This is a genomic window from Streptomyces griseoruber (assembly GCF_001514205.1).
GTDB classification, from domain to species: Bacteria; Actinomycetota; Actinomycetes; order Streptomycetales; family Streptomycetaceae; genus Streptomyces; species Streptomyces griseoruber.
The window spans coordinates 160,110-183,753 of the sequence record NZ_KQ948769.1; the positions used below are offsets into that span (position 1 = coordinate 160,110).

General features: G+C 72.9%; 20 protein-coding genes and 1 pseudogene. 13 read left to right on the plus strand and 8 right to left on the minus strand.

Annotated features, from left to right (window positions below):
* Positions 1-47: 47 nt before the first annotated feature.
* The 5 genes from AQJ64_RS19540 to AQJ64_RS19560 form a co-directional block, all read right to left on the minus strand.
* Complete coding sequence (locus AQJ64_RS19540; RefSeq protein WP_055638618.1) at positions 48-416, minus strand: hypothetical protein; 369 nt, start codon at positions 414-416, stop codon at positions 48-50.
* 304 nt (positions 417-720) lie between these two features.
* Positions 721-2,061: an AAA domain-containing protein gene (locus AQJ64_RS19545; protein WP_055638617.1), complete on the minus strand. Its 1,341-nt coding sequence runs from the start codon at positions 2,059-2,061 to the stop codon at positions 721-723.
* Entirely contained in the window at positions 2,058-3,683 is a 1,626-nt protein-coding gene (locus AQJ64_RS19550; protein ID WP_055638616.1) for a hypothetical protein, read from the minus strand. Before AQJ64_RS19550 ends, AQJ64_RS19545 begins: the two co-directional genes overlap by 4 nt.
* Positions 3,674-4,807: a hypothetical protein gene (locus AQJ64_RS19555; protein ID WP_055638615.1), complete on the minus strand. Its 1,134-nt coding sequence runs from the start codon at positions 4,805-4,807 to the stop codon at positions 3,674-3,676. The genes AQJ64_RS19550 and AQJ64_RS19555 overlap by 10 nt, the downstream gene beginning before the upstream one ends.
* Positions 4,758-5,768, minus strand: a complete 1,011-nt coding sequence (locus AQJ64_RS19560; RefSeq protein WP_055638614.1) for a phosphatase PAP2 family protein — start codon at positions 5,766-5,768, stop codon at positions 4,758-4,760. The genes AQJ64_RS19555 and AQJ64_RS19560 overlap by 50 nt, the downstream gene beginning before the upstream one ends.
* Positions 5,769-5,990: 222 nt before the next feature.
* Between AQJ64_RS19560 and AQJ64_RS19565 the strand changes: the two genes are divergently transcribed.
* Entirely contained in the window at positions 5,991-6,587 is a 597-nt protein-coding gene (locus tag AQJ64_RS19565) for a histidine phosphatase family protein (protein ID WP_055638613.1), read from the plus strand.
* A 41-nt stretch (positions 6,588-6,628) separates the two neighbouring features.
* On the opposite strand, the gene AQJ64_RS19570 is transcribed toward AQJ64_RS19565, so the two are convergent.
* On the minus strand, positions 6,629-8,125 hold the full coding sequence (locus AQJ64_RS19570) for an NsdA family TPR-like regulatory protein (protein WP_059202811.1): 1,497 nt from the start codon (positions 8,123-8,125) through the stop codon (positions 6,629-6,631).
* A gap of 268 nt (positions 8,126-8,393) precedes the next feature.
* Here AQJ64_RS19570 and AQJ64_RS19575 point away from each other — a divergent pair, with 268 nt between their 5' ends.
* Both AQJ64_RS19575 and AQJ64_RS19580 read left to right on the plus strand, forming a co-directional pair.
* Complete coding sequence (locus AQJ64_RS19575) at positions 8,394-8,798, plus strand: hypothetical protein (protein WP_240513026.1); 405 nt, start codon at positions 8,394-8,396, stop codon at positions 8,796-8,798.
* Positions 8,799-8,851: 53 nt separating this feature from the next.
* Entirely contained in the window at positions 8,852-9,724 is an 873-nt protein-coding gene (locus AQJ64_RS19580) for a spermidine synthase (protein WP_059202812.1), read from the plus strand.
* Positions 9,725-9,790: 66 nt separating this feature from the next.
* Here AQJ64_RS19580 and AQJ64_RS19585 read toward each other — a convergent pair whose 3' ends face one another.
* Positions 9,791-10,324 (minus strand): hypothetical protein, encoded by a 534-nt coding sequence (locus tag AQJ64_RS19585; RefSeq protein ID WP_059202813.1) that lies wholly within the window; start codon positions 10,322-10,324, stop codon positions 9,791-9,793.
* 123 nt (positions 10,325-10,447) lie between these two features.
* Here AQJ64_RS19585 and AQJ64_RS19590 point away from each other — a divergent pair, with 123 nt between their 5' ends.
* From AQJ64_RS19590 to AQJ64_RS19630, 9 genes and pseudogenes are all read left to right on the plus strand, one after another.
* The gene (locus AQJ64_RS19590; RefSeq protein WP_059202814.1) at positions 10,448-11,155 is read left to right on the plus strand and encodes a response regulator transcription factor; all 708 of its coding nucleotides are present in this window, start codon (positions 10,448-10,450) and stop codon (positions 11,153-11,155) included.
* On the plus strand, positions 11,152-12,522 hold the full coding sequence (locus tag AQJ64_RS19595; RefSeq protein ID WP_059202815.1) for a HAMP domain-containing sensor histidine kinase: 1,371 nt from the start codon (positions 11,152-11,154) through the stop codon (positions 12,520-12,522). The genes AQJ64_RS19590 and AQJ64_RS19595 overlap by 4 nt, the downstream gene beginning before the upstream one ends.
* Positions 12,523-12,869: 347 nt before the next feature.
* Positions 12,870-14,379, plus strand: a pseudogene (locus AQJ64_RS19600) (glycoside hydrolase family 18 protein).
* Between the two features lie 210 nt (positions 14,380-14,589).
* Complete coding sequence (locus AQJ64_RS19605) at positions 14,590-15,906, plus strand: ABC transporter substrate-binding protein (protein WP_055637939.1); 1,317 nt, start codon at positions 14,590-14,592, stop codon at positions 15,904-15,906.
* A gap of 20 nt (positions 15,907-15,926) precedes the next feature.
* Positions 15,927-16,904, plus strand: coding sequence for a carbohydrate ABC transporter permease (locus AQJ64_RS19610; protein ID WP_055637940.1), 978 nt, complete (start codon positions 15,927-15,929; stop codon positions 16,902-16,904).
* A complete protein-coding gene (locus tag AQJ64_RS19615) occupies positions 16,901-17,788 on the plus strand; it encodes a carbohydrate ABC transporter permease (protein WP_055637941.1) in 888 nt (295 codons plus the stop codon). Before AQJ64_RS19610 ends, AQJ64_RS19615 begins: the two co-directional genes overlap by 4 nt.
* Before the next feature lie 37 nt (positions 17,789-17,825).
* The gene (locus AQJ64_RS19620) at positions 17,826-19,136 is read left to right on the plus strand and encodes a glycoside hydrolase family 36 protein (RefSeq protein WP_055637942.1); all 1,311 of its coding nucleotides are present in this window, start codon (positions 17,826-17,828) and stop codon (positions 19,134-19,136) included.
* Entirely contained in the window at positions 19,136-21,151 is a 2,016-nt protein-coding gene (locus tag AQJ64_RS19625; protein ID WP_055637943.1) for a beta-galactosidase, read from the plus strand. The genes AQJ64_RS19620 and AQJ64_RS19625 overlap by 1 nt, the downstream gene beginning before the upstream one ends.
* A 103-nt stretch (positions 21,152-21,254) precedes the next feature.
* Positions 21,255-22,349, plus strand: a complete 1,095-nt coding sequence (locus AQJ64_RS19630; protein ID WP_055637944.1) for a hypothetical protein — start codon at positions 21,255-21,257, stop codon at positions 22,347-22,349.
* Here the strand turns inward: AQJ64_RS19630 and AQJ64_RS19635 are convergent.
* Positions 22,333-22,719, minus strand: coding sequence for a VOC family protein (locus tag AQJ64_RS19635; RefSeq protein WP_055637945.1), 387 nt, complete (start codon positions 22,717-22,719; stop codon positions 22,333-22,335). The genes AQJ64_RS19630 and AQJ64_RS19635 overlap by 17 nt on opposite strands.
* 109 nt (positions 22,720-22,828) lie before the next feature.
* On the opposite strand from AQJ64_RS19635, the gene AQJ64_RS19640 reads away from it, so the two are divergent.
* The gene (locus AQJ64_RS19640) at positions 22,829-23,617 is read left to right on the plus strand and encodes a TetR/AcrR family transcriptional regulator (protein WP_099054125.1); all 789 of its coding nucleotides are present in this window, start codon (positions 22,829-22,831) and stop codon (positions 23,615-23,617) included.
* The last annotated feature ends 27 nt before the right edge of the window (positions 23,618-23,644 follow it).

Below are 23,644 nucleotides of genomic sequence, written 5' to 3' on the forward strand. Positions count from 1 at the left end.
TCTTGCCCGCCTGGCATATGCCGATCGGGGGTGCCGGTCCGCGCGGCCTACAGCGGGTCCACGGGCCCCCGGCCCTCGGCGTCGCCCCGCAGCAGATCCTGGCCGAACTCGACCATCTTCTTGGCGTAGTCCTCGGTCCACTCGGCCCGCCGGGCGATCTCCGCGGGCGTCAGCCGGTCGAAGCGGCGCGGATCGGCGAGCTGGGCCGCCGCGACGGCCTGGAACTCCAGCGCCCGGTCGGCGGCCGCCTGGAACGCCACCGTCAGCTCCGTCGCCCGCGCCAGCAGCGCGCCCGGGTCGTCGATCGACTCCAGGTCGAAGAAGTGCTCCGGATCACCGGCTGCCTCCGCCGGCTCGAAGAGCAGGGGCGCGGGGCGTAGCCGCGGTTCGTTCCGACGCGGCGTGGGCTCCGCCATGTCTTCTCCTCCTCGTGCGTTCGTGCGTTCGTGCGTTCGTGCGTTCGCGCGTTCCGATGCGGACCACCTTCCATTGTCCCCCGGCGGCGCAAGAGGCCCTCGGCCCCGCACTCTCAAGGAATCCGCACCCCCGGATGTTCCCCCGCCCTCACACCTTCCAGGCCACCCGATGCCAGCCAAGATGCGCCGGCACCGCGTGGTTCGCCGCCCAGCCGTCCGGGCTGTGTTCCTCGGCCGCCTCCGGCGGGTGGGCCGTGCCGGGCTCGGCGTCCGCCGGAGCCGTGCCGGTGCGTCGGTCACGGCTTCACGGCTTCCAGGGCACCCGGTGTTCCCCGAGATGCGCCAGCACCGCGTGGTTCGCCTCCCAGCCGTCCGGGAACTTCACGAGGGTTCCCAGCTGGACCGGTTCTGTCGACGGGTAGTCGTCCAGGAGGTCGTCCACTCCCGCGCGGCAGACCACGATGCAGGCGTGGCGGTGGCGGGAGGCGAGGACGCAGAGGCGGCCGGTCTCCAGGTGGAAGGCGGTGGCGTCGGGGCGGCCGGAGAGCGGGTGGAGGATCACCGTGACGTCGAACTCCATGCCCTGGAGCCGGTTCGCGGTGTCCACGGTCACCTCGGTGACGCCCACTTCCGCCAGTGCCGCCCGGACCGCCGCCGCCTGGTCCCGGTGGGCGGTGCCGACGGCGACCCGGCCGGCGGTCACGGGGGTGGGGTGCGGGGAGCGCTCCGAGGTGGCCGCGCCGCCCCGGTCCAGCAGACGCCGTACGACCGTCGCCACCGCCCTGACCGCCTCGGGGTCGGTGCGGGGCGTGTGCCGTGCGGGCAGCTCCAGCAGGCCCCAGCCCGACTCGGCCGCCTCGTCGATCACCCGGTCGGGACCCGAGCCGTCCGAGGGCACGCCGAAGGAGAGCCGCCGGTCGCCGTGCCCGGTGCCGCTGCGGAACGGGGTGTACGGGTAGAAGGCGTGGGAGACCAGGGGGGCCGCGGAGGCCGGGAGGCGCCAGGAGACCGGCAGGCGGTGCTGGGGGAGGTCCGGGTTGTGCGCCAGCAGGGTCGTCACGGCGGAGCCCGAGGGGTCGTACGACAGGCCCGCCCACTGCTCGCTGCCCACGATCGCGAACGGGTCCAGCTGCCCCGGGTCGCCGACGAACAGCGCCCGCTCGAACAGCCCGGCCACGGCCAGCAGCCCGTCCGAGCGCATCTGGTACGCCTCGTCCACGATCGCGTGCCGCCACGGCTCGTCGACCTTCACATGCGCCCACTTGGCGGCGGTGGAGATGACGACCGGCAGCCCGGCGAGGTCCGCGGCCTTCGCCGACTTCCGCACGTACTCCAGGCGGTCCAGCGCCTTGTCGTACGGGTCGGCGTCGCTGCTGTGCAGCCGCCCCACCGGCAGCTCCGGGCTCTTCTCGGCGAGCCGCAGCACCAGATCGTCGACCTGTGCGTTGGTCTGCGCCACCACCATCAACGGGCGCCCCGCGTCCGCGAGTTCCAGCGCCGCCCGGACGACGAGCGTGGACTTCCCGGCGCCCGGCGGGGAGTCCACGACCACCCCGCGCGCGGTGCCGTGCAGTGTGTCGCGCAGGATCGCGTCGGTGGCGCGGGTCGCGGCCGTACCGGGGTCGAAGGCGGCCTCGGTGGTCACAGGACGTCCTCCCGGGTGACGGAGTCGGGGGCTTCGGGCACCTGCTCACCGGGCGGTCCGCCGTGCGTCCACGGCGTCTCCTCCGGGTCCGGCAGCCTGGCGCCGCCCCGCGGCTCGTGTTCGAAGAGTGTGAAGCAGAGCAGGTCGCCCTTCTCCGGCACCGACCCCTGCTCCGGCTCCTTGCCGCGGCCCATCCGGTCGACGATCCGCAGCACCAGCAGACCCTCCTCCGGCTGCTCCACGAACTCCGCCGCCTGCGGCTTGCCGCCCAGCGACCGGTACGCCTTCGCCCGCTCCCCGAGATACGGCCGGTCGTCCGTCCGTAGGGTGACCAGCGGGCGCGGACTGGGCCGCTTGCCCTCGCTGTACACCAGGGCGACGTCGACGACCTCGCCCGCGAAGGCCTCCCCGGCCAGCCGCCGCCCGGCCATCACCAGCGGGTCGTCCAGCGCCTCCTGTGCTTCCAGCCGGGCCTGTTCCCGCTCGCGCGTGGCCAGCTTGTTCGCCGCGGTCACCGCGTCGTCGCGGCGCGGCTGCGGGGGCTCACCCGCGGCGACCCGGTCGCGGTGGCCGGTGAACGACCAGCGGTCGCGCGTCCACCGCTCCTCGCCGTGCGCCCCCTCGGGCAGCTCCCGCAGCAGGTCGATCCCCCGCCACACGGCCTGCCAGGTGGGCAGGGTCCGGCTCAGCACCAGCTCGCGGATCTCCCGCTCGGCGGCGGCCAGTGCGCCCAGCCGGTCGTCGGCCTCCAGCCCGTCCTCGGCCGCGGCGAACGCGGTCCGCGCGCGGTCGTAGCGCTCGATGGCCGGGGCGAGCAGCTTGTTGTCGAAGGCGGGGTCGGTGGCCGGTCCGGCGGGCGGGCACAGCAGCTGTCCCGCGGCGTCCCGGCCCAGCTCCGCCCGCCTGGCCGCCTCGGCGCCCGTGACGCCCGAGTGGGGGTCCCCCCCGTCGAGCGAAGCCGAGACTGGGGGAGGGTCGATCCAGGCGAGCAGCGCACCCAGGTGCTGGTCCTCCAGGCTGGACTGGCCGGTCGCCCAGTGCCGGCCGAGGACCTCGGTGAGGGCGAGCAGCAGCGACGAACCGGGCACCCGGGCCCGCTCCCCGAAGTGCGTCAGCCACCGGCCGAGCAGCGGCACGCGCGGGGGCGCAGGATGCGGCGACTCCGGGTCCTGTTCCGCCGTACGCCGGAAGCGCATGGAGCGGCCGAGGAGGCGGACGTGGTCGATGCCGGCGCGGCTCGGGACGATCAGCTGGGGCGCGTCGGCGCACAGCTCGACCTCGACCTTGACGCGCTTGCCCGTCTCCGGATCGGTCTCGTTGCGCTCGGCGGCCTCGACGGCGTCGGCGTAGGAGTCGATGTACGGCAGGACGACATCGGCGAGTTCGGCGAGGAACGCGAACCTCAGGTCGCGGTCGCGGGGCTGCGGTACGACGAGCAGCCGCGGGGCGTCCCGGTCGGTGCCGACGAGCGCGCCGAGCGGGGCTCCGGCCTCACCGGCGGTGGTCAGCGGCACGAACACCAGCGGGCGGTCGGACAGATGGCGGTGCCGGACGGTGGCCACGGGGTGGGCGCGGCCGGTGGTGACGGCCTCGAGGCGGGCGAGGGTGGCGATCAGCGACACGTCGCCCCCCGGCCGGCGAGGGCCTCGGTGCGCAGTCGTGCGGCCCGGCGGAGGGCGGCCACGGCCGGGTCGTCCGGGTCCCCGGACTCGCCGCGGGCGGCGGACAGGACGTCCTCGACGGTGCTCAGGCCGCCCAGTTCGGCGCGGAGCGAGCGGCCCAGGGTGGTCACCGCGCCGGCCGCGCGGGAGCGGGCGCGGCAGTGGAACGCCAGCTCGCAGGCGGCCAGGCACTCGGGCGCGTAGGCCGCAGGGACCGCCTCGACGGCCGCCGTGAGCCGCTCGGCGGGCAGCTCGGGGGAGAAGCAGGTGCCCTCGGGGAGGGCGTCGGCGATGTCCTGGATGCGGGTGAGCCGGGCCAGCTGGCGGCTGGTGACCGCGCGCTGCTTGCGGACGTCCACGGCGGAGGCGGTGGGCAGGTTGGAGAAGTCCTTGGGGCAGACCAGCAGGACCCGGTGGCGGACCCTGGGCGCGGGGTCCAGGCGGGCGGCGACCTCCTCCAGGGCCAGCACGTAGACCGCCGCCTGGCGGGCGGCGGCGCCCACCTTCGCCGGGTCGGCCGAACCGTCCAGCATCGGGAAGGACTTGATCTCCACGACCGTCCAGCCGCCGTCCGGGTGCACCACCACCGCGTCGGGCTCCAGGAAGGCGGTGGAGCCGGCGACGTCGAGGGCCAGCATCGGGTGGTCGAGGAACGTCCAGGTGCCGCGGGCCTGCTCGGTGGCCTCGCGCAGCGCCAGCGCGGTCCGCGCGGTACGGCCCTCGGGGCCGGAGGCGGTGAGGTCGGGGGTGCTCTTGGTGGTGGGGGGTTCGGCGCCCGGGTCCAGTCGTTCGTGCACGAGCCGCAGCAGTTCCGCGCCGCCGTCCGCCTTCACCTTCGCCTCGAACGCGTTGCCGCGGGTGAGGGCGAACTGGGACTGGCCGAAGACGGACGGGGAGCCCAGGGCCCCCGCCAGCGCCGCCTTGTTCACCCCGGCGCCGTCGAGGATCGCGCGCCGCTTGCAGCCGGGGTTGGCGGCGAGGGCCGCGAGGGCACGGGCGTCCAGCGCCTTGGCCGGTACGTCGGGGCCGCGCAGCTCAGCGAGCCGCTGCCGGAGCGCCGTCCCCCGCGTCCGAGGGGGAGGCACCCGGTTCGGTTCCTGCCCCGAACCGTGACTCGCGCTGCCGTGGAATTCGTTCACCCGTCGAAGTCTGGCATCCGCCACTGACAATCGGGGCGCCCGTGTCCGGGGAGGTCGCCGGGGAGGTCGCCACGGAGGCCGCCGGGGAAGCCGCCGCCCGGTCCGGGATCCGGGCCGCGAGCGACGGGACGCGGGCGGCGGACGCGGTCCGCAGCCGGTCCGCGGTCCGCATCACGAGCGGTGCCAGCAGCAGGCCGACGCCCATCACGGCCGCGCCGGCGACCGCGTCCAGGAAGTAGTGGTTCGCGGTGCCCATGACCACGATCGTCGTCAGCAGCGGGTAGAGCACGGCGGCCGTGCGCGCCGTGCGGGTGCGCCCGTGGCGCCACAGCATCACACCGCACCACAGGGACCAGCCGACGTGCAGACTCGGCATCGCCGCGTACTGGTTGGTCATCCCGCCGAGCCCGCGCGGCGCGCTGGCCTCACCGCCCCACCAGCCCCACGAGCTGTACTGGGCCATCGTGTCCACGAAGCCGTGCTCCGCCGACAGCAGACGGGGCGGGCAGGTGGGCAGCAGCGTGAAGCCGATCAGACCTATGAAGGTGGACGTCATCAGCCAGGTGCGGGCCGCCCGGTAGTGCAGGCTGCGGGAGCGGAACAGCCAGACCAGGATCACCGGGGTCACCAGGTAGTGCAGCGACGCGTACCAGAAGTCGGCCGGCACGCCGAGCCAGGCCTCGTGGGTGAACAGCCGGTTCAGCGGGTGCTCGGCGTTGATGTGCAGGAGCTTCTCGACGCGCAGGATCGCCAGGCCGTGGTCGACGGCGGTCGTCACATCTCCGCGCGCGAGCAGCCGGCCGGCCGAGTAGCAGGCGTACACCAGCAGGATCAGCGGCAGCTCCGTCCACCAGCGCAGCCGGATCCGAGGGGCCGCCTCGGTGCCCGGTGTCTCGGTCTGCGGCATCCGATCGCCTCCCCCTTCGTGTCGCTCATGTGTCGCTGCGCCCGTGGTCGCGGGACGTGCCACTTTACGGCGTATGCGCGCGCCCCCACGGGGCGCCCCCGGCCCTCAAAGACGCCGGGATCGCCCTCCGGGTTGCCCCGTTTCAGGGTGAGCGATGATGGAGGGGTCCCGCCTCCGATTTCTCCCCTGAGACGTCCCAGGGTTTCCCCGGAAAGGTCCCCCATGGCACCGCGCATCCTGCTGGCCCGGCACGGACAGACCGAGTGGTCGCTGTCCGGCAAGCACACCGGCAGGACCGACGTACCGCTGCTGGAGGAGGGCCGCCGGGGCGCCAAGCTGCTCGGCGAACGGCTGCACCGGACGCCGTTCGACGGGCTGCCGGACGTCGAGATACGCACCAGCCCGCTGGCCCGCGCGCGGGAGACGTGCGACCTCGCCGGCTTCGGTGAGCGGGCGACGCACTGGGACACCCTCATGGAGTGGGACTACGGCGCGTACGAGGGCATGACCCCGGCCGACATCCAGGCGGTCCGGCCCGGCTGGCTGATCTGGCGCGACGGCGTCCCCGAGGGGGAGTCGCTCGCCGAGGTCACCGCGCGCGCGGACGAGGTCGTCGCCTGGGCGCGGTCGGCGGACCGGGACGTCCTGGTCTTCGCCCACGGGCACATCCTCCGCTCCATCGGCGCCCGCTGGCTGGGCCTCCCCCTGGACTTCGCCGCTCGCATCCGCCTGAACCCGACCTCGCTGTCGGTGCTGGGCTGGGCGTACGGCGAGCCGGCGATCGAGAGCTGGAACGACCTCGGTCACCTCGCGCCGTAGCGCGGTCGGGCGCGGTGTCACACCGCTTTGCGCACCGCCGTTCACACCGCTCGGGGTGTCGACGCGTGGCGGTCCAGGAACTCCTGCACTCCGCCGGCCCGTCGGTGCGGCAGCAGCACCCGCGCCGTGCCCGCCAGCATCCCCTGGATCCGCGAGGACTGGACCTGGCCCAGCAGGTCCAGCACCCGCAGGCCCGCCACCGCCGCCTCGCCGGGCCGCCCGCCCCGGGCCAGATCGTCGGCCAGCTCGGCCGTGTACAGCGCGATGTTGCGGGTGAAGTGCGGATCCTGGAGATCGGCCGCGCGCCCCGCGTGCCGGGCCGCCCGGGTCCAGTCGCCGAGCGCGGACCAGCACTGCGCCTCGAGCCCGGCCAGCTCGGCCTCGCCGTAGAACGTCATCCACTCGGGGTCGGCGTCCGAGGGGCCCCGCTCGTAGAGGGCGTGCGCCCGGGCGAGGGCCTGTTCGCAGCCGGTCCGGTCGGCGAGCCCGGCCCAGCCGCCCGCCTCGCGCAGCGCGAGCAGGGACATCAGCCGGGGTGACCCGAGGGGGCGCGCGACGCGCTGGGCGGCCTGCGCGGCCCGTACGGCCTCGCGGGGGCGCCCGGCGTCGCGCGCGAGGAACGCGGTGTTGCAGAAGGCATGCGCCTCCAGTGCCTGGTCGCCGGTCATGCGCGCGGTGGCGAGTGCCTCCGCGTAGTGCGAGCGGGCGTCGTCGAAGCGGCCCGAGTCGTGCGCCAGCCAGCCCACGGAGATGGCGAGTTCACCGGCGCCCGAGTGCAGCCGGTCGGCGGTCGTCTGCCGGGTGGTGCCGGCGTCGAGCAGCGCGTAGGCGGCGCGCAGCGGGGCGGCCGCGCGACGGTAGAGGCCGTCGGCGCCGTGCCGGTCGTCCAGCAGACGGATTCTGCGGACCGCTTCTTCGAGGGCGCCCGCCTCGCTCGACCCGACGCGGCGCACCCGGCGCTCCGCGGCCGGGGCGTGGGAGGTCCCGCCGCCCGGGCGAGACCGGGGGGGCGGGACGGCGAGGCCCAGGGGGCCCAGCGAGGCGGAGGCCACGGTGGCGCCTCCACCGGTCATGAATGCGCGACGCAGCACGTCGCTCTCCTCGTGGTCGTGGTGCGTGTCGTACGGGTCCTGCGTGTCATACGGCTCACCCGCCCCGCGCGTCTCACTCGTCACCCGCGGCTCACTGGTGGTGAGCGCCGGGCTCGTGGTGTGCGCGGGGGGCGCGTCCCCGGCGGCGCGCGCTCCTCGTCCGCGGACGGACGCCCGGGGCGCGAACCCCAGGTCGGTGAGCGTCCGGCCGGGGAACATGTGCAGGAAGACCCGCTCGTACGCGTAGTTGGGGCAGCGGATCTCCCCCGCCTCGACCCGCCCGATGTAGCGCGCGTCGCAGCTGACCCGCTCGCCGATCTCGCGTGCGGCGCGCCGTACCAGTGCGGCGAACTCGGCCGGCGAGCGTTGTCCACGCAGGTGCCGGAAGGCGAGGTTGGGCCGTGGTGGCCGGTCGGGCCGGGGTGGGGTCACCGTTGACGACGCCATGGCCGGGTCCTCTCATGCGAACCGTCGAACCATGCCGGAATCGGGGTGACTTGGCATATTTTCGGCGGTGATCACCCTGATGTCCAGCGAGCAAGAACGTACCTGCTGTGGTTGGGCCGCCACGCGGTGTTTGGCTACAAACCGGATATCTCCTCCACGATCTGCCATGAACTGCCATCCTTTGCGGCGGACTTCCGCCGTAGCCGTTGACGCGGTCGTGCGTTGAATGCCGTGGACTGCAGGAGCGGGCTGTGTGGTGGAGGCCGGGATGGAGACCAGCCGGAGCAACGATCCTTGTACGCCGTCGTCGGCGTTCGGGCCCGCGGGCCCGGCGTGCGACCTCGTGACGGTGCCGACCCGGCAGGGGCTGGAGGCGGTCGACATCCTGCGCCGGGGCGCGGCCGAGGCGGTGGGGCCCGTGCTGCACGACGACGGCGGCGACACCCTCGGCTTCCTGGTGCCGCCCGGCACCGCCGCCGCCTGGGACCTGCCGGGAAGCACCTGCACGGAGACCGACGGGCGCGGCCTGAGACTCGACCCCGAGCCCCCGGTGGAGGGTTCGGACTGGCTGGTGCCGCCCGGCGAGGCGGACCTCGCGACCGATCCGGCGGTGCTGCGCCGGGCGCTGGGCGAGGCGGCCCGGACGATCGAGGCGGCGGACAACTGCCGGTGAGGTGACCCGCCGGGCGTGCGCGAGCCGGCCGTTGCGCCTGCGAGGATGCCCTCATGGGGAAGTCCAGGAACACCCGGCGTGAGCGCGGCGCCGACACGGCGGCCGTCGTCGAGGCCGTCGACGGGGGGCTCGCGGAGCTCCTGCCCGACCGGGACCGGGCGCGGGCCTGGACCCTGCTCATCGACGGGGCACCGCAGTCGCACGTCGACCTCGACGACCCGGCGTACCTCTCCTTCGAGTACCAGCGCCGCCTCGGCCATGTCATCGACCTCACCGGGCCGCCCGGCCGGCCGGTGCACGTCGTGCACCTCGGCGGCGGCGCGTTCACGCTCGCCCGGTACGTGGCCGCGACCCGCCCCCGCTCCACCCAGCAGGTCGTCGAGCGCGACGCCGCCCTGGTCCGGCTGGTGCGCCGGGAACTCCCGCTGGACCCCGGGGCCAGGATCCGGGTCAGGTCCGTGGACGCGCGGGAGGGGCTCGGCAAGGTACCGGACGGCTGGGCCGACCTCGTCGTCGCCGATGTCTTCAGCGGCGCCCGCACCCCCGCCCACCTCACCTCGACCGAGTTCCTCGACGAGGTCCGCAGGGCGCTGAAGCCGGGCGGTCTCTACGCCGCCAACATCGCCGACGGCCCGCCGCTCGCCCATCTGCGCGGCCAGATCGCCACCGCCGCCGCCCGCTTCGCCGAGCTGGCCCTGGTCGCCGACCCCACGGTGCTCCGGGGGAAACGGTTCGGCAATGCCGTGCTCCTGGCCGGCGACCTCCCCCTGCCGATCGCCGAGCTGACCCGCCGGGCGGCGTCCGACCCGCATCCGGCGCGCGTCGAGCACGGCCGCCCGCTCCTCGACTTCACCGGCGGCGCGACCCCGGTGACGGACGCGGCGGCGGTCGCCTCGCCGGCCCCGCCGCCCTCGGTGTTCCGCTAGGACCTTTCCGCGGTCCGGGGCCCGGCGGGGCCCGGCCCTCATGGTGGTTCTTGTTGGTTCGTGCCCTCAGAACGTCTGTACGTCGACCCTCGGCGGCCCGTCGTGCCAGGTGCAGAAGACCGACACCCGGTCCGCGCCCGAGGCGAAGTCCACCCGGATCCATGACTCCGTCTTCCACACCTGCACCGACCAGCCGGCCGCCGGGGTCGCGGACACCAGGGTCGCGTAGGTCGAGGTGAGGTCGAGGACGACCCGGCCGCCGTCGGTGTCGTAGCTCTTGACCGTCCCGGCCGGGGTGTTCTTCGGGGCGGCCGGGGTGGTGGCGGTGCGGCTCGGGGCCGCGGACGCCGAGCGGGCCGTCGGGGAAGCGGAAGAAGAGGAGGGGGAAGGTGCGGGCGAGCGGGGCGGGCCGGAGCCGGGGGAGGACGGGGGAGCCGACTCATGGGCGTCGGCGGTCACCTCGCGCACCGTCAGCGGCAGGGCGCGCGGGGGGTCGTAGGCCGTGCCCGCCATCACGGTGTGGACGCCCCACCACGACAGCGTGACCGCCGCGCCCGTGGCGAGCGTCCAGGCCAGTACGTGTACGAGTCCGCTCCGCATAGCGGGCCATCTTGCCGCACGTTTCGCACCGGTGTCGCACGGACGGGTCACCGGTCGTCCACGGAGGAGGAGTTGTCCACAGGGCCCCGGCCGGGTCCGCGGGCATGGCGTACGGTGCGGCGCATGGCAAGTGTGCTCGTGGTCGAGGACGACCAGTTCGTCCGCTCGGCGCTCATCCGGCATCTGACCGACGCCTCGCATCTGGTGCGCAGCGTCGGCACCGCGCTGGAGGCGCTGCGCGAGGTCGCCCACTTCCGCTTCGACGTGGTGATCCTGGACCTCGGACTGCCCGATCTGGACGGCTCCGAGGCCCTGAAGATGCTGCGCGGCATCACCGACGTGCCGGTCATCATCGCCACCGCGCGCGACGACGAGACGGAGATCGTCCGGCTGCTGAACGCGGGCGCGGACGACTACCTGACCAAGCCGTTCTCCGTGGAGCACCTGTCGGCGCGGATGGCGGCGGTCCTGCGCCGGGCCCGCTCCGGAGCCGGGGAGCCCCCGCCCTCCAGCGTCCTGCGCGTCGGCGGCCTGAGCGTCGATCCGCTGCGCCGCCAGGCGGAGTTGGACGGCGTACGCCTCGACCTCACCCGCCGTGAGTTCGACCTGCTGGCCTTCCTGGCGGCCCGGCCGGGACTCGTCGTCCCGCGCCGGGAGCTGCTCGCCGAGGTGTGGCAGCAGTCCTACGGCGACGACCAGACGATCGACGTCCATCTGTCCTGGCTGCGGAGGAAGTTGGGGGAGACGGCGGCCAGCCCGCGCTATCTGCACACCCTGCGCGGGGTCGGCGTGAAGCTCGAACCACCAGGGGAAGCGGGGCCCGTGCGATGAGGTGGGCACTGGTCAGGGTCTGTCTGGCGGTCACCACGATGGTCGTGGTCGCCTTCGCCGTCCCCCTCGGTCTCGTCGTCCGGGAGATGGCCCGCGACCGCGCCTTCTCCAACGCCGAGCGGGAGGCCGCGGTGGTGGTCCCGGCCCTGTCCATCACCACCGACCGGGAGGAGCTGGAGCGCGTCGTCGCCTCGGCCGGCTCAGGCGACGGGATGGCCGTGCACATACCGGCCGGTGACGGCCGGGCCGCCGTGGACCTCGGCCGGCGGCGGGCCGCCGCAGCGGACGTCGCCGCCGTACGGAAGCTGGGCCGTGCCTCGACCGCCGAGGTGCCGGGCGGCTCCGTGCTGCTCCAGCCGGTCGCGCTGGGCCTGGGGACCGTGGTGGTCGAGGTGTACGTCCCGGAGTCCGAGGTCACCAACGGCGTCGGCACGGCGTGGGCGGTGCTGGCGGGGGTCGGGATCGCGCTGGTCCTCGGTTCGGTCGCGGTCGCCGACCGGCTCGGTGTACGGATGGTGCAGCCGGCCCGGCGGCTGGTGGAGGGGGCGCACGAACTGGGGGAGGGCAAGCTCGGGGCCCGCGTCCCGGAGGAGGGCCCGGACGAACTGCGCCGGGCGGCGGTGGCGTTCAACTCGATGGCCGATCAGGTGGTCCAGCTCCTGGCGAACGAACGCGAGTTGGCGGCCGACCTGTCCCACCGGCTGCGCACCCCGCTGACCGTGCTCCGGCTGAACGCGGCCTCCCTCGGCGACTCCCCGGCCGCCGAGCAGACCCGCACGGCGGTGGCCCAGCTGGAGCGCGAGGTCGACACGATCATCCGTACGGCCCGGGAGGCCAAGCCGCAGACGACGGCGCCCGGCGCGGGGGCCGGCTGCGACGCGGCGGAGGTGGTCCGGGAGCGGATGGCGTTCTGGTCGGCGCTCGCCGAGGACGAGGGCCGCAAGGTCCGCACCGCCGGGGTCGACCGTCCGGTCCGCATACCCGTGGTCCGTGCCGACCTGGCCGCCGCCCTGGACGCCCTCCTCGGCAACGTCTTCCGGCACACCCCGGAAGGGACCGCCTTCGCGGTGGACGTCCACAACAGCGAGGACGCGGTGATCGTCCTGGTCTCGGACGCGGGCCCGGGCATCGCCGACCCCGAGACGGCGATGGCCCGCGGCCGCGGATCCGGTGCCACCGGCTCCACCGGCCTGGGCCTGGACATCGTCCGCCGCCTCGCCGAGTCCACCGGCGGCGACGTCCGCATCGGCCGCTCGGTCCTCGGCGGCACGGAGATCCGCATCTGGCTCCAACTGGACGGCCGCGAGCCGGTCCGCAGGGGCCACCGGGGAGCCATGCGCAGGCGAAGACGGCCGGCGACCAGGTGACCCCCGGCCCCGCGCCCCGGGTGCCCGACCCGGAACCGGTCTCGACCTTTAACCGGCTCCGAGGTCCGGCTTAAGCGCACCCTAAGATCCTCCGCCCCCGCCCCTGTCAGGCATTTTGCCGGGTTCGGGCTCGCTAGTGCCGCGGCAGGCAACGTTCGCCCCGTCGCGACGCCCGGCACGCACTCTCGCCGCACCGGCCGAAAGCCCAAGTACGTCCAGTACGAGGACTTCCGGCCGGCACGCCGAGAGCACGCACCGGACGCCGCTCCTTGACGGGCAAACGTTGCCTGCCGCGGCACTAGCGTGCTGCCGCACCTCACCCCACGAGCAGTGAGGGCGGGCACGTCATGAGCAGCCACCGGCGCAAGGTCAGCGGCAGGAACCAGGTGATCGGCGGTGTCGTCGCCGCGGCGGTGGTGGGCGGTGGGGCCGTGTTCGTCGCCGGTACCGCGCAGGCGGCCGGGGTCGGGGCGGCGTACACCAGGACCAGTGACTGGTCGACCGGGTACACCGCGCAGTACGTCGTCACCAACAACAGCGGGCGGGTGAAGGCGGACTGGAAGCTGGAGTTCGATCTGCCGGCGGGGGCGAGGCTCGGTTCGCTCTGGAACGCCGAGTCGACGGTCGGCGGGCGGCACGTCACCGTGACCCCGCCGAAGTGGGACACCGACGGGCTGGCGGTCGGGGAGTCGGTCACCGTCGGGTTCGTGGTCAACGGGAGCGGGGATCCGGTCGGCTGCCGGGTCGACGGGGCCGCGTGCTCGGCGGACCAGGGGGCCACCCCCGAGCCGAGCGGCCGGCCGACGGGGAGCGCGACGCCCCCCCGCGACGCCCACCACGGCACCCACCACGGCACCCACGCGGACGTCCACGCCGACCGCCACCCCCGCCTCCCCCTCCCCCTCCCCGAGCACGGGCGCGAGCACCGGCACCGGATCCGGCACCACCGCCTCCGCCTCCGCCCCCTCCGCCCCCTTCGCCCCCTACGTCGACACCTCCCTCTATCCCGCCTTCGATCTCCTCGCGCACGCCTTGGCGACCGGCGTGAAGGACTACAACCTGGCGTTCGTGACCGACGGCGGCGGCTGTACGCCGAAGTGGGGCGGGGTGACGGACCTCGGGAGCGACGCGGTGGCGGCTCGGATAGGGGCGCTCCGGGCGAAGGGCGGGGACGTCCGGGTCTCCTTCGGCGGGGCGAGCGGCTCCGAGCTGGCCACGGTCTGCTCCTCGGCGGACGCGCTGGCGGCGGCGTACGGGAAGGTCGTGGACGCCTACCGGCTGACCAAGGTCGACTTCGACGTGGAGGGCGGGGCGCTGCCGAACACGGCGGCGAACACCCGGCGCGCCCAGGCGATCGCGAAGCTCCAGCGGCAGCACCCCGGACTCGATGTCTCCTTCACCCTCCCGGTGATGCCGGAGGGGCTGACGCAGGACGGCGTGACTTTGCTCTCGGACGCCAAGGCAAATGGTGTGAAAGTCGACACTGTGAATGTCATGGCGATGGACTACGGTCCGGCGTACAGCGGTGACATGGGCACCTGTGCCGAGCAGGCGGCCACCGCTACCCAGGCACAGGTCAAGAGCGTGTTCGGGCTGAGCGACAGCGCGGCCTGGAAGGCGGTCGCGGTCACCCCCGTGATCGGGGTGAACGACGTCGCCACGGAGGTCTTCAAGGTCGAGGACGCCACCCGGCTCGTCGCCTTCGCGAAGTCGAAGGGGCTCGCGTGGCTGTCGATGTGGTCGGCGGCGCGGGACAGGCAGTGCCCGGGTGGGGCCAAGGGCTCCGCCGATGCCACCTGCAGCTCGATCGTCCAGGGCGACGCGGCGTTCTCGAAGGCCTTCGACACCCTCGAATGATCAAGGAAGTGATCATGAAGACGATCGAGAAGGTGATCAAGGTGTGTCGGTTACGTTTCGACAAATGAAGCCATCGGCTCTTGACGCATGAGTGGACATACGGCTGTTATTGCGCCACCCCGTGTTCGGTCAAGTTGATTTCTGGTCGATTAAGACCGGAAGTTTTCCGTCAGACCTCCATGACCGAACCTTGCTGTCAGGAGCCGCTTCATGCACGACCTCTCCCCCTCCGGCCGCCTCCACCTCCCCTCCCCGAGCCGTCGCACCCTGCTGCGCGGCATCGGCGGCGCGGCCGTCCTCGGCGCCGGCATACCGCTGCTGTCGGCCTGCGGCGGCAGTGGCACCTCCTCCGACCCGAAGACCGTCAGCCTCGGCTCCAACGCGTCCGACGCGGTCCCGAAGAAGGCCTTCGCCGAGATCTACGCGGCCTTCAAGAAGCAGTCCGGGATCGCGGTCGACGTGAACACCAAGGACCACAACACGTTCCAGGAGCAGATCAACTCCTACCTCCAGGGCACCCCGGACGACGTGTTCAACTGGTTCGCCGGCTACCGGATGCAGTTCTTCGCGGCCAAGGGTCTGACCTCGTCCATCGACGACGTGTGGGCGAAGATCGGGGACAACTTCCCCGACGCCATGAAGAAGCTCAGCAAGGGCGCGGACGGTAAGTACTACTTCGTGCCGCTGTACACCTACCCCTGGGCGCTCTTCTACCGCAAGAGCGTCTTCCAGCAGCACGGCTACACCGTCCCCACCACCTGGGACCAGCTGATCGCGCTGTGCAAGCAGATGAAGAAGGACGGGCTGACCCCGATCGCCTTCGGCGACAAGGACGCCTGGCCGGCGATGGGCACCTTCGACCAGATCAACTTCCGGCTCAACGGCTACGACTTCCACGTCGAGCTGATGGCGGGCAAGGCCTCCTGGACCGACGCCAAGGTCAAGGCCGCCTTCGACCACTGGGCCGAGCTGCTGCCGTACCACCAGGAGGGCTCCCTCGGCCGTACCTGGCAGGACGCCGCCCAGACGCTGGTGTCGAAGAAGGCCGGCATGTACCTCCTCGGCTCCTTCGTCGCTCAGCAGTTCACCGACAAGGCGGACCTGGACGACCTCGACTTCTTCGCCTTCCCGGAGATCAACTCCGCGTTCGGCCAGGACACCGTCGAGGCCCCCACCGACGGCTTCATGGTCTCCAAGGCCCCGAAGAACAAGGAGGGCGTCACCAAGCTCCTGGAGTACCTCGGCACCCCCGAGGCCGAGCAGATCTACCTCAAGGCCGACTCCAGCGTCGTCGCCGCCTCCAGCAAGGCCGACACCTCCTCGTACACCGCCCTCCAGAAGAAGGCGTACGAGATGATCAGTGGCGCCAAGAGCCTCACGCAGTTCATGGACCGCGACAGCCGCCCCGACTTCACCTCCACGGTCATGCAGCCCGCGCTGCAGAAGTTCGTCCGTGACCCCAAGGGCATCGACAGCCTGCTCACCTCGATCGAGCGTCAGAAGAAGACGATCTTCGCGTCCAACTGAGAGCGCGGCTCCCGTAACCCATGAGTACCGACACCACCGAGAAGTCCTCGCAGGCGGCCACCCGGCCGCCTCGGGGCGCGTCCTCGAAGAAGCGGGTTCCGCAGGGCCACCGGCGCCTGCTGACCCGCCGCGACCGGCTCACGCTCGGCCTGATGGCCGGCGTGCCGACGATCCTGCACGTGACCCTCGTCTGGGTCACCGCCCTCGCCTCCATCGCCCTGGCCTTCACCACCTGGGACGGCATCGGCTTCGACTCCATCAGGTGGGTGGGGCTGGACAACTTCAAGGAGCTGTTCACCAACAACCCGCAGTTCTGGCCCGCGGTCCAGCACAACATCATCTGGTTCGTCGTGCTGATCCTGATCCCGACCCCGTTCGGGCTCTTCCTCGCGGTCCAGCTGGACAAGAAGATCCGCTTCAGCCGTGTCTACCAGACCGCCTACTTCCTGCCGGTCGTGGTCTCGCTGGCGGTCACCGGATTCGTCTGGCAGCTCGTCTACAACCCCGACACCGGCCTGATCAACAGCATCATCGGGGCCAACAAGCCGGGCCACTACATCGACTGGATCGGCGACCCGAACCTCAACCTGTGGGCGATCCTGGTCGCCGCCTGCTGGCGGCACACCGGCTACATGATGATCCTCTACCTGGCCGGCCTGAAGGGCGTCGACCCGTCCCTGCGCGAGGCCTCCTCGCTGGACGGCGCCAACGAGTGGCAGACGTTCAAGAACGTCATCTTCCCCACCCTGCGGCCCACGAACACCGTGGTGCTCGTGGTGACGATCATCGAGGCCCTGCGCGCCTTCGACCTCGTCTTCGTCTTCAACAAGGGCGCCCAGGGCACCGAGCTGCTCTCGATCCTGGTCACCAACAACATCATCGGCGAGTCCAGCCGCATCGGATACGGCTCCGCGATCGCCGTCGTCCTGCTGCTGATCTCCCTCGCGGTGATCATCCCGTATCTGATCTCGACCTTCCGGAAGGAGCGGAGCGCATGAGCACCACCACCCTGCCCGTGAAGCAGCGCACCCCCGTCCGCCCCGCCCGGATCCTGCTGCACACCTTCCTCGTCGTCACCTCCCTGGCCTGGCTCGCCCCCCTGCTGTGGGCGCTGTTCGCGGCCCTGCGGCCGTACGCCGAGACCAGCGAGAAGGGCTATGTCTCCTGGCCGGACAAGCTCAGCCTCGACAACTTCACCAACGCCTTCGAGCAGTCGGACATGGTCCACTACTTCGGGAACACGCTGCTCATCGCGGTCCCCGCGGTGCTGGTGACCCTGTTCCTGTCGTCCTGCGTGGCGTTCTACGTCAGCCGCTTCGACTTCCGGGTCAACCTGTTCCTGCTCCTGGTCTTCACCGCGGGCAACCTCCTCCCGCAGCAGGTGATCATCACCCCGCTGTACCGCCTGTACCTGCTGATCGACCTGCCCGGCATCACGGTGAGCGGCAAGCTGTACGACTCCGCGCTCGGCCTGGTCCTGATCCACGTGGCGTTCCAGTCCGGCTTCTGCGCCTTCGTGCTCAGCAACTACATGCGCTCCCTGCCGCACGAGCTGACCGAGGCCGCCCTGGTCGACGGCGCGTCCGTGTGGCGCCTGTACTGGCAGATCGTGCTGCCGCTGTGCAAGCCCGCGATGGCCGCCCTCGCCACCCTGCTCTCCATCTGGATCTACAACGATTTCTTCTGGGCGATCGTGCTGATCTCCACCGGCGAGAACATGCCGATCACCTCGGCCCTGAACAACCTCTCCGGCCAGTACTTCACCGACCCCAACCTGGTCGCCGCAGGCGCCCTGCTCACCGCGATCCCCACGCTGATCGTGTACTTCGCGCTCCAGCGGCAGTTCGTCAGCGGCCTGACCCTGGGCGCCAACAAGGGCTGACGCCCGCACTCGACAGCTCCCTGTGAAAGAGACCCCCGTGCACCACCCCTTCACCCCGGTGGCCGCCGTCCCCGTGGATCCACGGCGCGCCCGTGTCCACGAGGAGGGCTGGCAGTCCTGGAGCCCGAGCGGCGCCTACGCCCTCGACGCCCGCCCCCACCGCCCGGCGAACGCCACCTGGGCGACCGTCTGCTACCGCCCCGGGGTCACCGTCCCCGCGGGGGTCTTCCAGGGCGAGGGCCTCCTCGCCCTCGACCCCGGCGACGGCTCGCCCGTCCGGCTGTGGGCCGCGCCGGACCCGGTCCGCGAGGTGCCCTCCATCCGGCTGGTCGTGAGGGACGGCACGGCGGAGATCGGCGCCGACGGCCCGGTGAAGGAGTTCACGGGCACGGACATCCAGGCGGTGCTGGCCGAGTGGGCGTCGGGCCTCGGCGTCCCGGCGCCGCGCCCGGCGCCCACCGTCTGGTGCTCCTGGTACGAGTACTTCACCGAGGTCACCGAGGACGACGTCCACGAGAACCTCCGCGCGATGGACACCCTCGACCTGCCCGTCGACGTCGTCCAGATCGACGACGGCTACCAGAAGGCCCTCGGCGACTGGCTCACCCTCTCCGGCCGCTTCCGCTCCCGCCGCGGGATCGCGGAGGCCATCCGGGCCCGGGGCCGCCGCGCCGGCATCTGGACCGCGCCCTTCCTGGTCGACCCCGGCAGCGAACTCGCCGCCGGGCACCCCGACTGGCTGGTCCGCACCGCCGACGGCGGCTTCGCGCACGCCGGCCACAACTGGGGCCACGACCTGTACGTCCTCGACACCACCCACCCCGGGGCGGCGGCCTACCTCACCGAGGTCTTCCGCACCCTGCGCACCGAGGGCTACGACTACTTCAAGGCCGACTTCCTGTACGCGGGCGCCCTGGACGGCGTACGGCACGCCCCCGTGGACCCGCTGACGGCGTACCGCGACGGGATCGCGCTGATCCGTGCGGCGATCGGACCGGAGTCGTATCTCCTGGGCTGCGGCGCGCCGGTCCTGCCGTCGATCGGCCTGTTCGACGCGATGCGGGTCAGCCCGGACACGGCACCGCACCGCGCCCCCGAGGCCGGTGACTTCAGCCAGCCCGGACAGGACGCGGCCGAGTTCACCGGCGCCGCCCGGCAGTGGCAGCACGGCCGGTTCTGGACCAACGACCCGGACTGCCTGATGGCCCGTCCGGCGGTGGAGACGCGCGAGCGATGGGCCGCGCACGTGGAGGCGACGGGTGGCCTGATGGCCTCCAGCGACCGTCTGCTCTCCCTGGATCCGTGGGGCGTGGACACCACGCGCCGGCTGCTGTCGGGAGGCGAGTGATGGAACGAGTGCTGAAGGTCCCCGGGATCGCGTACGGCGGCGACTACAACCCCGAGCAGTGGCCCGAGGAGGTCTGGGCCGAGGATGTGCGCCTGATGGCCGAGGCCGGGGTGAACATGGTCAGCGTCAACATCTTCTCCTGGGCGCTGCTGGAGCCGTCCGAGGGCGTGTACGACTTCTCGCGCCTCGACCGCGTCCTCGACCTGCTGTACACCCACGGCATCGCCGCCGACCTCGCGACCCCGACGGCGGCCCCGCCGGCCTGGTTCTTCAAGGCCCACCCCGAGGCACTGCCGGTGGACCGCGACGGCCGCGGACTGGCGTACGGCAGCCGTCAGACGTTCTGCCCGTCGAGCCCCGCCTACCGCGAGGCCGCCGTACGGATGGCGCGGGCGCTGGGGGAGCGGTACGCCGAGCACCCGGCCGTCGTCATGTGGCACGTCCACAACGAGTACGGCTGCCACAACGCGGAGTGCTACTGCGACACGAGCGCCGCTTCGTTCCGCCGCTGGCTGCGGGAGAAGTACGCCGACGACCTCGCGGCGCTGAACGACGCCTGGGGCACCACCTTCTGGAGCCAGTGGTACTACGACTGGGACGAGATCATCCCGCCCCGGGCGACGGGCGCGGTCCCGAACCCCGCCCACCGGCTGGACTGGCGCCGCTTCTGCAGCGACGAGCTGCTGTCGCTGTGCACGGCGGAGCGCGAGGTGCTGGCCGAGGCCGCTCCGGCGATCCCCGCCACCACCAACTTCATGGTGATGTACAACTTCGACGCGCTGGACTACTGGCGCTGGGCGCCGGAGCTGGACATCGTCTCCAACGACCACTACCTGCGCTCGACCGACCCCGAGTCGGAGATCGACATCGCGATGAGCGGTGACCTCGTGCGCTCCCTCGCGGGCGGCCCCTGGCTGCTGATGGAGCACTCGACGGGCGCGGTGAACTGGCAGCCCGTCAACCGGGCCAAGGGGCCGGGCGAGTTGAAGCGCAACGCGCTGGCGCACGTGGCGCGCGGCGCCGACGGCATCGCCTACTTCCAGTGGCGGGCCGCGAAGGCGGGCGCCGAGCAGTGGCACTCGGCGATGCTGCCGCACGCCGGCACGGACAGCGCGATCTGGCGGGACGTGGTGGCACTCGGCGCGGACCTGAAGGCGCTGGCCGAGGTACGCGGCAGCACCGGCACCGCCGAGACGGCCATCGTCTGGGACTGGGACGCCAAGTGGGCGCTGGAACTGCCCTCGCAGCCCAGCGAGGCGGTCCGCTTCCTGGAGGTCGTCCGCTCCTGGTACGAGCCGCTGTGGCGGGCGGGCGTCGCCGTGGACTTCGTACGGCCCGACGCGGACCTGTCGGCGTACCGGCTGGTCCTGGCCCCCAGCCTGTACCTCGTGGACGACGCGGGCGCCGCGAACCTCACCGCTTTCGCCGAGCGCGGCGGCACGCTGGTGGCCGGCTTCCACAGCGGGGCCGTGGACCAGAACTGCCATGTGCGGCTGGGCGGTTACCCGGGCGCGTTCCGGGAGGCGCTGGGGGTGCGGACCGACGAGCTCTTCCCGCTGCTGCCGGGGCAGGAGGTCTCGCTGGACTCCGGTGGCTCGGGGGCGCTGTGGTCCGAGCGGGTGCGGCTCGCCGGAGCGCAGGCCGTCGCCTCGTACACCGACGGTCCGCTGGCAGGCGTCCCGGCGATCACCCGGCACGGCTACGGCACCGGCACCGCCTGGTACGTGGCGACCCTGCCCGACGCCGGGACCCTGGCCGCGCTGCTGCACCGCATCCGCGAGGAGGCGGACGTACGGCCGGTGCTGGACGCGGTGCTGCCGCCGGGCGTGGAGGCGGTCCGGCGGCGGGGCGCCGAGGCCGACTACCTGTTCCTGATCGACCACGCGGGTGCGGGGGCGGAGATCGCCGTCGCCGCCGACGCGGTGGAACTGCTGGGCGGCAAGCCGGTGCTGGGCGGTTCGGTGTCCGTGCCGCCGGGAGGGGTGGCGGTCGTACGGGAGCCGCGCGCGGTGTAGCCGCCGTGCGCCCTCGGCGAACCAAGGCCCCCTTGTCGTCGACTTGGGGGCCTCCTACCCTGCTCTTCTCGCGTGTGTCACCCGTCGGCGAGGGGAGCTTGCGTTGCCCAGGAGACCGTCCGACGAGGAGATCCTGCGAGCCGTCGAACGGCAGCTGGCGGGGCGCCGGATCAGCACCCGGCTCACCGACCCGGGCGCGGCCTCGCTCAGCTGGGAGTCGGTCCTGGAGTGCGAGATCCACCGTTCGATCGAGGAGCGGGGCAAGGAGAGCCGCCGGACGGCGAAGGGCCCGCTGAGCAGGAACGGAGCGATCGCCGAACGCCCCACCTACACGGACCTCGACGCGTACGTCGTGGAGCCGCCCGCCGACCCCGCACGGCGCCAGGTCGTCCACCTGGTCCGGGAGGGGACCCTCGACGAGGTGCCGTGCGGGGACTGTGCGGACGGCCGGAAGGACTGCGCGGCGTGCGCGGGGCGGGGCAGGACCGACTGCCCTCCCTGGATCGACTGCGAGGCGTGCCGCGGCGGTCCGGACACGTGCTGGGAGTGCGACGGCACCGGCACGCCCCGCACGCGCCGGGCCCGGGACGGCGCCCGTCCCCGCAAGGAGGGGACGCGGGAGCGGGCCGCCGAGTGCAAGCGGTGCCACGCGGCGGACGTGGCCTGCCCGAAGTGCTCGGGCGACTGGCGGCGGGAGTGCCCGGCCTGCCGCGGGAAGGGGGACGTGGTCTGCGGGACGTGCGACGGCGACCGGCGTGTCGAGCACAAGGAGTGCGACGCCACGGGCCGCCTCACGGTCTGCACCGGCGCCACGATCACCCACGAGCCCCGCCGTGACACCCTGCCCGTCAAGCGCCACCCCGGGCAGCTGAAGACCGGCGACTGGTACCGGGCGACCCTCACCAGCCCCGACGACGACCTCCCGGACTTCCTGGAGGACGGCCACGCCAAGCGGCTCGCGCCCCTCCTCGCGACCCGGGCCCGCGAGGTCCGTCGTCACGTCACCGTCGCGCTCCTCCCCCTCGCCAGGGTCGAGACCCCTGCCGACCCGGACCGCGTCTACTACGCCTTCCGCCTCCCCTCCGGCGACATCAAGGTCATCGACCGCTTCAGCCGGCAGCGCAAGGCCGCGCTGCTGTGGGCGGCCGCGGCGGTCGTCGCCCTCGCGGTCACGATCACGCTCACCGTACTGCGCTGACCCAGTCGACGAGCTGGACGATGACCCCGTTGGGGTCGGTGACCTGAAAGGCGCGCTCGCCCCAGGGCTCCTCGGTCAGCGGCATGGTGACGGTGACGCCCTCGGCGGTCAGCCGGGCCAGCTCGGCCTCCAGGTCGTCCACGACGAAGGCGAGGGTCACCCCGTCGGCGTGGTCGTCGCGCTGGTCCTCGGGCAGCGACGTGAGACCGCGCCGCAGGTAGACGACGTTCATGCCGGCGTCCGGCCGGCTCAGCGACACGAACCCGTCGGCGGCCGCCTCCTCCCGGAACCCGAAGTGCTCGGTGAGGAAGGCGCTGGACGCGGCCACGTCGTCGACGTTCAGGGACACGGCGGAGGCGGTGATCGGCACGGGTGCTCCTTCGAAGGGGCGGCGACGGGCGAAAACTCCGTACTTTGTACACTGTACTGCGTACGAAGATAACATGCGGGAGAGTCCACGCATGGGGGAAACTGGCCCCGTGCCTGTCGAGAGAAGCAGCGCCGGAGATCCGGCCCGCACCCTGGAGTTGCTCTGGCGCGTCCCCGCCGACGCCCCCCGACGCGGACCGCGGCAGCGGCTCAGCATCGACGCGGTCGTCGACGTCGCGATCGGCCTGGCGGACGCCGAGGGGCTGGAGGCGCCGACCATGCGACGGGTGGCGCAGGGGCTGGGGGTGGCGCCGATGACGCTCTACACCTATGTGCCGGGCAAGGCCGAGCTGCTCGACCTCATGCTGGACGCCGTCTACGCCCGGATGCCCCGGACCGACACCTCGGGGCGGCCCTGGCGGGAGCGGCTGACCGCCGTGGCCGAGGAGAACAGGGCGCTGTTCGAGGCGCACCCGTGGGCCGCGTCGGTCGCCACCGGCCGGCCGCCGCTCGGGCCGGGGCTGATGGCCAAGTACGAACACGAGCTGTCGGCGCTGGAGGGGTGCGGCCTCGACGACGTCGAGCGGGACGACGCCCTGACCTACCTCCTCGACTTCGTCCGGGCCCACGCCCGCTCGGCGGCCGAGGCGCGCGACGCCCGACGGGACAGCGCGATGGACGACGCACAGTGGTGGGCCGCCGGCGCCCCCCTGCTCGCCCAGGTCCTCGACCCCGCCGCCTACCCGACCGCCACCCGGGTGGGCACGGCAGCGGGCACCGCCCACGGCAGCGCCCACAACCCCGAACACGCGTACACCTTCGGCCTGGCCCGCGCCCTGGACGGCTTGGCCGCGCTCGTCGAGCGGAGGGGCGGGGGCTCGGCGGGAAGTCTCTTGTGAGGGCGGACGACGACGCTCGGGGATTCG

Excerpts from the sequence above, each read along its gene's own strand:
- AQJ64_RS19580 (WP_059202812.1), top strand. The coding sequence starts at position 8,852 with ATGGGGAAGTCCAGGAACACCCGGCGTGAGCGCGGCGCCGACACGGCG.
- AQJ64_RS19625 (WP_055637943.1), top strand. The coding sequence starts at position 19,136 with ATGGAACGAGTGCTGAAGGTCCCCGGGATCGCGTACGGCGGCGACTAC.
- AQJ64_RS19565 (WP_055638613.1), top strand. The coding sequence starts at position 5,991 with ATGGCACCGCGCATCCTGCTGGCCCGGCACGGACAGACCGAGTGGTCG.
- AQJ64_RS19585 (WP_059202813.1), bottom strand. The coding sequence starts at position 10,324 with ATGCGGAGCGGACTCGTACACGTACTGGCCTGGACGCTCGCCACGGGC.
- AQJ64_RS19595 (WP_059202815.1), top strand. The coding sequence starts at position 11,152 with ATGAGGTGGGCACTGGTCAGGGTCTGTCTGGCGGTCACCACGATGGTC.
- AQJ64_RS19575 (WP_240513026.1), top strand. The coding sequence starts at position 8,394 with ATGGAGACCAGCCGGAGCAACGATCCTTGTACGCCGTCGTCGGCGTTC.
- AQJ64_RS19605 (WP_055637939.1), top strand. The coding sequence starts at position 14,590 with ATGCACGACCTCTCCCCCTCCGGCCGCCTCCACCTCCCCTCCCCGAGC.
- AQJ64_RS19540 (WP_055638618.1), bottom strand. The coding sequence starts at position 416 with ATGGCGGAGCCCACGCCGCGTCGGAACGAACCGCGGCTACGCCCCGCG.
- AQJ64_RS19560 (WP_055638614.1), bottom strand. The coding sequence starts at position 5,768 with ATGCCGCAGACCGAGACACCGGGCACCGAGGCGGCCCCTCGGATCCGG.
- AQJ64_RS19590 (WP_059202814.1), top strand. The coding sequence starts at position 10,448 with ATGGCAAGTGTGCTCGTGGTCGAGGACGACCAGTTCGTCCGCTCGGCG.
- AQJ64_RS19610 (WP_055637940.1), top strand. The coding sequence starts at position 15,927 with ATGAGTACCGACACCACCGAGAAGTCCTCGCAGGCGGCCACCCGGCCG.
- AQJ64_RS19570 (WP_059202811.1), bottom strand. The coding sequence starts at position 8,125 with ATGGCGTCGTCAACGGTGACCCCACCCCGGCCCGACCGGCCACCACGG.
- AQJ64_RS19615 (WP_055637941.1), top strand. The coding sequence starts at position 16,901 with ATGAGCACCACCACCCTGCCCGTGAAGCAGCGCACCCCCGTCCGCCCC.